The sequence below is a fragment of the uncultured Streptococcus sp. genome, from assembly GCF_938036805.1.
In the GTDB taxonomy this organism is placed as follows: domain Bacteria; phylum Bacillota; class Bacilli; order Lactobacillales; family Streptococcaceae; genus Streptococcus.
The window spans coordinates 1-7,051 of sequence record NZ_CALHWC010000129.1 but is presented as its reverse complement, the minus strand read 5'-3'; the positions used below and the strand labels follow the sequence as shown (position 1 = coordinate 7,051).

The window sequence follows — 7,051 nt, the reverse complement described above, 5'->3', positions numbered from 1 at the left end:
CGTCTTGCTCGACAATCCAAAGACAATTGAGAGGCTAGGACTTTTGTCCCAGTCTCAGCGCTTTGTTTAATAACGTTTTTCCTTGGGCCAGGCGCTCATTTCAGCAACAGCTGTAAAAAGCACGTCTGTGGATGAGTTGAGGGCAGTTTCGCAAGAGTCTTGGATGACGCCGATAACAAAACCAACGCTGACGACTTGCATGGCCAGATCGTTTGGGATGCCAAAGAGGCTACAAGCCACAGGAATCAGGAGAAGCGAGCCTCCAGCCACTCCAGAAGCCCCGCAGGCGGAAATGGCCGCAACGATACTGAGCACCAAGGCTGTTCCGAAGTCCACCTGAATGCCCAGTGTATTGGCCGCTGCAAGGGTCAGCGTATTGATTGTCACCGCTGCTCCCGCCATGTTGATGGTTGAACCGAGTGGGATAGAGACCGAGTAGGTTTCAGGATTGAGGCCCAAATCTCGACACAGTTTCATATTAACAGGGATATTGGCAGCCGAACTACGAGTGAGAAAGGCGGTGACGCCGCTGACTTTTAAGCAGCGCCAAACCAGTGGATAAGGATTTTTCCGAAGCATAATGAAGACAATCAAGGGGTTAACGACCAGCGCAACAAGAGCCATGGAACCCAGTAATAGGAGAAGGAGCATGCCGTAGCTCTTGAGTGCTTCAAATCCTTTGTCAGAAATGGTCGTGTACACCAGCCCTAAAATACCAAAGGGAGCTAGATTGATGATCCATTCGACAATCTTCGAAGTGATATCTGCCAGTGTTCTTAAGAGTTCTTTACTTTGCTGACTGGCCTCTCGCATGGCCACCCCAAAGACAACTGCCCAAGACAGAATCCCGATATAATTGGCCTTGGTCAGGGCGTTGATTGGATTATCGACAAGATTGAGGAGGAGATTGCTCAGAACCTGGCCGATGCCTTCTGGTGGACTGACTTCTGAGCTGGCAGCAGTCAGCTCGATGGTCACAGGAAAGACATAGTTGGTGAGGACAGCGACAAGGGCAGCTGCAAAAGTCCCTATTAGATAGAGGATAATGACGGTTTTCATATTGCTTTTCTGCCCTTTTTGGTGCTGAGAGAGCATTGGCAACGAGGGTAAAAACGAGCAGTGGTGCGATAGCTTTTAGGCCACCGACAAAGATTTGGCCTAGTAGGCTAATGGCGCTGGCTTGTGGGAAGATGAGGGCCAGCAGGGCGCCTGTGACAATTCCAATGGAAATCCGTTTGATAAGATTGGCGCGATTCCAAGCAGAAAGAATTCGATGAAACATAGGAGCTCCCTTTCTAAAATAAACTGCTTTCCACTATACGCTAGAGGTCGTATAAAATCAATATTTTTTGGTATACCCTATACAGAATAAGGCCGCTTTGATGATTATCCGCCGTCCTTTGTGGTATAATGAATAAGATTTTTGTATCTCATAGGAGGAAAGAATGACAGCTAATGGGAATGTCTTTACGCGCTATTTCCAGCAATTTGACTGGTCAGCTATTCTGGATGATGTGTTTTCGAAATTCGTCTCCTTGGTCTTTTTATGTTTACTATTTTGGGTGGCTAAGAAAATTCTCCATCTGTTTGTGACTAGACTGATTGCGCCATCTTTGAAATTATCTCGGCAGGATGCGGCTCGGCAAAAGACCATTATGCGCCTAATTGAGAATTTGCTCAATTATGTACTTTATTTTCTCTTGTTCTATTGGGTTTTATCCATTTTGGGTATGCCGGTCTCAAGTCTTTTGGCTGGGGCAGGGATTGCTGGTGTGGCAATTGGGATGGGAGCGCAGGGCTTTCTGTCCGACCTAGTCAATGGTTTCTTTATTCTCTTAGAGCGTCAGTTGGATGTAGGGGACAATGTTCGCTTGACCAATGGTGCTATCAATATCGCGGGAACGGTTGTCAGTGTTGGGATTCGTACTACGCAGGTACGCGATGCGGACGGAACTCTTCACTTTGTGCCCAATCGAAATATCACCGTTGTAAGCAATCTTTCCCGTGGCGATATGCGGGTTTTGATTGATATTCCTATCTATGCCGAGACGGATTTGGATGAGATTTATCGGATTATCGCCGCTGTCAATCAGGAAGCTGTGCCAGAGCATCCAGAGATTATGAAGGAGCCTGATATTCTAGGCCCGCAGATGGCCGCTAATGGCCAGTTTAATTTTCGGGTCAGCTTGACAGTAGAGGGCGGCATGCAGACCAGTATCTACCATATTTTTTACAGGCTCTACCATGAAGCCCTGCTAAAAGAAGGAGTGGCGCTGCCAACATTTGCTCCTGTCACAGGAAATAGTGGTAAAGCTTAGTAGTGGTCAGGGAAACAAAGGCAAGCAACATCTATCGGAAATAAGGTTTCTAATCACTAAAAGAGGCTGGGACAAAAGTCCTAGCCTCTCAATTGTCTTTGGAATGTCGAGCAAGACGCAGTGGTTGAGTGGGCTCTACTACGCTGATTTCATCAGCTTTTACAGCCCTACTCAACTGTGCGGAGGTGGGACGACGAAATCGAATTCTAACGAATTACCAATTTCTGTCCCACTCTCTTTTTCATTACAGCTTATCCTAGGTCTAACCTGCCTAAATATGACATGCTATGGCAAGTATTGTATAATAGGAAGAGGAGAAGGAGTAGGCATGCAGAATAATCGACTATTTTGGATATTGTACTACATTTTGGAGAGAGGGAAAGTGACTGCAACGGAGCTGGCCGAGAAATTTGAGGTCTCGGTCCGGACCATTTATCGAGATGTGGATTCTCTAAGCAGCGCTGGGATTCCGATTTATACCACGCAAGGAAAGGGTGGCGGCATAGAAATCGCAGAGGATTTTGTCTTGCGGAAGTCCTTGCTGACAGCGGAGGAGAAAGAGCAGATCATGGCGGCCCTGCAAGGTCTGGACAGCACCAGCCAGCTTTACCAGAATGACCTGCTTACAAAGCTTTCGGCACTTTTTCAAGTCAAAAATCCCAACTGGATCGAAATTGATTTTAATCACTGGCAAAACGATAAAACATATGAAGATACCTTTCACCAATTGAAAACTGCAATTCTAGGTAAGCACCTTGTTTCTTTTTCTTACTTTGCTAGTAATGAGCGGGAGACAAATCGCCGTGTCAAGCCTGTCCGTTTGTTCTTTAAAAATCAGAGTTGGTATCTTTATGCTTTTTGCTTCTTGCGACAGGAATTCAGGTATTTTAAGCTATCTCGGATGAAAAATCTGGAGCGGCTGGAGGAGAGATTTGAAGACAGCTTTGAAGATGTCGTCTTGGAAAAAGAACTGGCCTACGAAAATACCATTAAACTGGCAGTCAAGTTTGATCGCAAAGTTGCCTTCAGGGTTTATGACGAATTAGGCGGAGACATTCGGACAGATGCCGAAGGAAATTTATATACAGAAATCGAAATTCCCAACGACCATCGTCTATATAGTTACATCCTGTCCTTTGCAGACGCTGTGGAGGTCTTAGATCCGCTCGAAATCCGAGTGAAAATGAAAGAAATGATTCATAAGCTAGCAGAAAAATATAAAACTTGACATAGGGTGTCAGGTATCTTCTTGTATACTTGTACTAAGAAGAGAAAAGGAGGCAGCAAGATGAAATATGAATGGAGAAAGAGTGAAAAAGCTCTTTATGGAGCTAAGCAAAAGCCAGAGCTGGTAGAGGTGCCAAGTCAACAGTTCATTGTGATCGAAGGAGAGGGTGACCCCAATGAAGCGGATTTCTCCGAGCGGGTAGCTGCCCTTTATTCACTGGCCTATTCCATAAAAATGCTCTTTAAATCCATGATGAAAGATGAGGCGGAGGACAAGGTGACGGATTTCACGGTCTATCCTTTGGAAGGGATCTGGGAAAAAGCTGCTGGGGAAGGCTTCGATAAAAGTCAGCTTCGCTATCAGCTCATGATTCAGCAGCCCAATGTCATCAATCAGGACATGTTTACAGCGGCGCTTGAGCATGTCCATAAGAAAAAGCCCAATCCCCTCTACGACGACATCTGTTTACAGAGCTTTCCAGAGGAACGGGCTATTCAGATCCTACATGTAGGAAGTTATGATAGTGAGCCGGCCTCTTTTGAGAAAATGGATGAGTTGGCAAGCAGCTTGGGATTGGAGAGATGCGACCAAGTTCACAGAGAGATTTACTTAAGCAACAAAAAGAGGACACCAGAAGAAAAGTTGAAAACTATCTTAAGGTATTCCGTCAGATAGGAGGAATCGATCATGCCAAGACCTGTAACAAAAAATGATTTGCTGGCTGCTGCTACAGAAAATTTCGAAAAACTCAATTTGCTTATTTCGAACATGACAGCGGACGAGTTGGCGAGGCCCTTTGATTTTTCAAAGGATGAGAAAAAGAAAGAAGCTCACTGGAAGCGCGATCGGAACTTGAGGGATGTCTTAATCCATCTTTATGAATGGCACCAACTGCTACTTAACTGGGTGCAGGCCAATCAAAGGGGAGAAGAGAAGACTTTTCTGCCAGCTCCCTACAATTGGAGAACGTATGGTGAGATGAATGCCGCATTTTGGGAAAAGCACCAGCAGACCTCTCTTGAGGAGGCAAGTTCTTTGCTGGCTAGTTCGCATAGAGCTGTCCTGGACCTAGCCGCAACCTTAACCAATGAAGAATTGTTTTCCAAGGGAGTTTATAAATGGACGGGCGGAACGACCTTGGGTTCTTATTTTGTCAGCTCTACATCCAGCCACTATGATTGGGCTATGAAAAAGCTTAAAGCTCATCAAAAGAATTGTAAAAGGAATCCTGTCCAATAAAGTTTTCTAGGACTTGAGACTGATTTTTAGCACTCTTGCAAAAAGAGTGCTAATTTTTTGGTTTTTTGTCTTGACATTCATTTTTAAGAGTGTATAATAGAATCATGGTTTAGCACTCGATGTATTAGAGTGCTAAATATAAAAAATAAAATCTCGCCAGTGGCTGGAATTTTCTAAAGAGAGGTGAGGTCCTTGGTAACAGAACGCCAAAATGAGATTTTAAATCTAATTATTGATATCTTTACCAAGACGCAGGAGCCTGTCGGTTCTAAAGCCTTGCAAGAGTCTATCCAGTCCTCGAGTGCCACTATTCGAAATGATATGGCAGCCTTGGAAAAGGAAGGATTGCTGGAAAAGGCCCACACATCAAGTGGCCGCAAGCCCAGTGTAGCAGGCTTCCAGTATTTTGTCCGCCATTCCTTGACCTTTGATCAGCTGGCGGAAAATGAGCTCTACGAAGTTGTCAAAGCTTTCGACCAAGAGTTCTTCAAGCTGGAGGATATCCTACAGCGGGCGGCAGATGTCTTGGCAGAGTTGAGTGATTGCACGGTTGTAGCTCTGGATGTCGAGCCTAGTCGGCAGCGACTGACAGCTTTTGATATCGTGGTTCTCAGTCAGCATGCAGCCTTAGCTGTCTTTACTTTGGATGAGTCCAATACCCTGACCAGTCAGTTCATGATTCCTAGGAATTTTCTCCAGGAAGACCTACTGCGCTTGAGGGATATGATTCAAGAGCGCTTTCTGGGACAGACGGTCTTAGACATTCACTATAAGATTCGGACGGAGATCCCGCAGATTATCCAGCGTTACTTTACGACGACGGACAATGTTCTCGATCTCTTTGAGCATATTTTTGCTCAGATGTTTTCGGAAAAAGTAGCTGTAGCTGGTAAGGTCCAGTTGTTACGTTTTGCGGATCTTGAGGCCTATCAGTTCTTTGATGATCGGCAGAAGGTCGCCTTTGAAATCCGTGACAGCTTAGCCGAGGATCAAATGCAAAATGTCCGAGTCGCAGCTAGCCAAGAGGACTGTCTGGCTAATCTAACCTTGATTTCCAGCAAATTCCTGATTCCCTATCGGGGCTTTGGTATGCTGGCAGTGGTTGGTCCAGTCAATCTGGATTACCAAAAGGTGGTTAGTCAACTCAATGTTGTCAATCGAGTCCTAACTATGAAACTCATCGATTTCTACCGATATTTGAGTAGTAATCATTATGAGGTGAGTTAAACATGAAATTACATAAATTCCTAAAAAGGAGGCGAAAAATGTCTGAGGAAATAAAAAATGAAAAAGTAAAAGAAGAGGAAGTGGTAGAAGCTACTGAAGAAGCTGTAGAAACTACAGAAGAAAAGGTAGAAACCGCTAAAGAAGCGGATGAAACTACTCCCGAAAAATCAGAACTAGAACTAGCCAATGAGCGTGCAGAAGACTTTGAAAATAAATACCTTCGCGCTCATGCAGAAATGCAAAATATCCAACGTCGTGCCAATGAAGAACGCCAACTCTTGCAACGCTATCGTAGCCAAGATTTGGCAAAAGCGATTCTCCCTTCTTTGGATAACCTTGAGCGTGCGCTTACCGTTGAAGGATTGACAGACGACGTCAAAAAAGGCTTGGAAATGGTACAAGAAAGCTTGATTCATGCCCTTAAAGAAGAAGGAATTGAAGAAATCGTAGCGGACGGAGCATTTGACCATAACTATCATATGGCCATCCAAACAGTTCCAGCAGATGACGAGCATCCAGCAGATACCATTGCCCAAGTCTTCCAAAAAGGCTACAAACTTCATGACCGAATCCTACGTCCAGCTATGGTGGTAGTGTATAACTAGGCAATTCTGACGGTAGCTAAAGCAACTCGTCAGAAAACGGCAATCGCTATGGCGTTTGCCTAGCCTCCTTACTAACTCGTCGTCGAAATAAAATCGATTTCGACTCCTCGTGTCGTAACATATAAAAATATAAAATAGGAATCTTGTCCGAAACGACAATAAACTATGAAAGAATGATAAACAATGGTTCAGCTTTACCAATAGTGAGCGAAGTGAACCAAAGGCGATACTCTTCGCCGTGGCGCTATTTACGCAAACTTTGAGACCTTAGGCTCAAAGTTTAGTCAAAGAGATTGACGGAGTCAAGCTCTGATGGCGTCGCCACTTAAGAAGAGTATTAAAAAGAAAAATAGAAAATAAAATTTAAGGAGAAAAACGCATGTCTAAAATTATCGGTATTGACTTAGGTACAACAAACTCAGCAGTTGCAGTTC

6 protein-coding genes and 1 pseudogene are annotated in these 7,051 nt (G+C 44.5%); 6 read left to right on the top strand and 1 reads right to left on the bottom strand.

Annotated elements, in window-relative coordinates:
* Positions 1-66: 66 nt before the first annotated feature.
* Positions 67-1,282 (bottom strand): annotated as a pseudogene (sstT, locus tag Q0191_RS05150) (serine/threonine transporter SstT).
* Between the two features lie 163 nt (positions 1,283-1,445).
* Between sstT and Q0191_RS05145 the strand changes: the two are divergent.
* From Q0191_RS05145 to grpE, 6 genes are all read left to right on the top strand, one after another.
* A complete protein-coding gene (locus Q0191_RS05145) occupies positions 1,446-2,318 on the top strand; it encodes a mechanosensitive ion channel family protein (protein ID WP_297664437.1) in 873 nt (290 codons plus the stop codon).
* 328 nt (positions 2,319-2,646) lie between these two features.
* Entirely contained in the window at positions 2,647-3,546 is a 900-nt protein-coding gene (locus Q0191_RS05140) for a YafY family protein (protein WP_297664434.1), read from the top strand.
* Positions 3,547-3,606: 60 nt separating this feature from the next.
* The gene (locus Q0191_RS05135; RefSeq protein WP_297664432.1) at positions 3,607-4,221 is read left to right on the top strand and encodes a GyrI-like domain-containing protein; all 615 of its coding nucleotides are present in this window, start codon (positions 3,607-3,609) and stop codon (positions 4,219-4,221) included.
* A 12-nt stretch (positions 4,222-4,233) separates the two neighbouring features.
* Positions 4,234-4,785, top strand: a complete 552-nt coding sequence (locus tag Q0191_RS05130; protein WP_297664430.1) for a ClbS/DfsB family four-helix bundle protein — start codon at positions 4,234-4,236, stop codon at positions 4,783-4,785.
* A 192-nt stretch (positions 4,786-4,977) separates the two neighbouring features.
* The gene (gene hrcA / locus Q0191_RS05125) at positions 4,978-6,012 is read left to right on the top strand and encodes a heat-inducible transcriptional repressor HrcA (RefSeq protein WP_297664428.1); all 1,035 of its coding nucleotides are present in this window, start codon (positions 4,978-4,980) and stop codon (positions 6,010-6,012) included.
* A 38-nt stretch (positions 6,013-6,050) separates the two neighbouring features.
* A complete protein-coding gene (gene grpE / locus Q0191_RS05120; protein WP_297664426.1) occupies positions 6,051-6,617 on the top strand; it encodes a nucleotide exchange factor GrpE in 567 nt (188 codons plus the stop codon).
* Positions 6,618-7,051 lie beyond the last annotated feature (434 nt).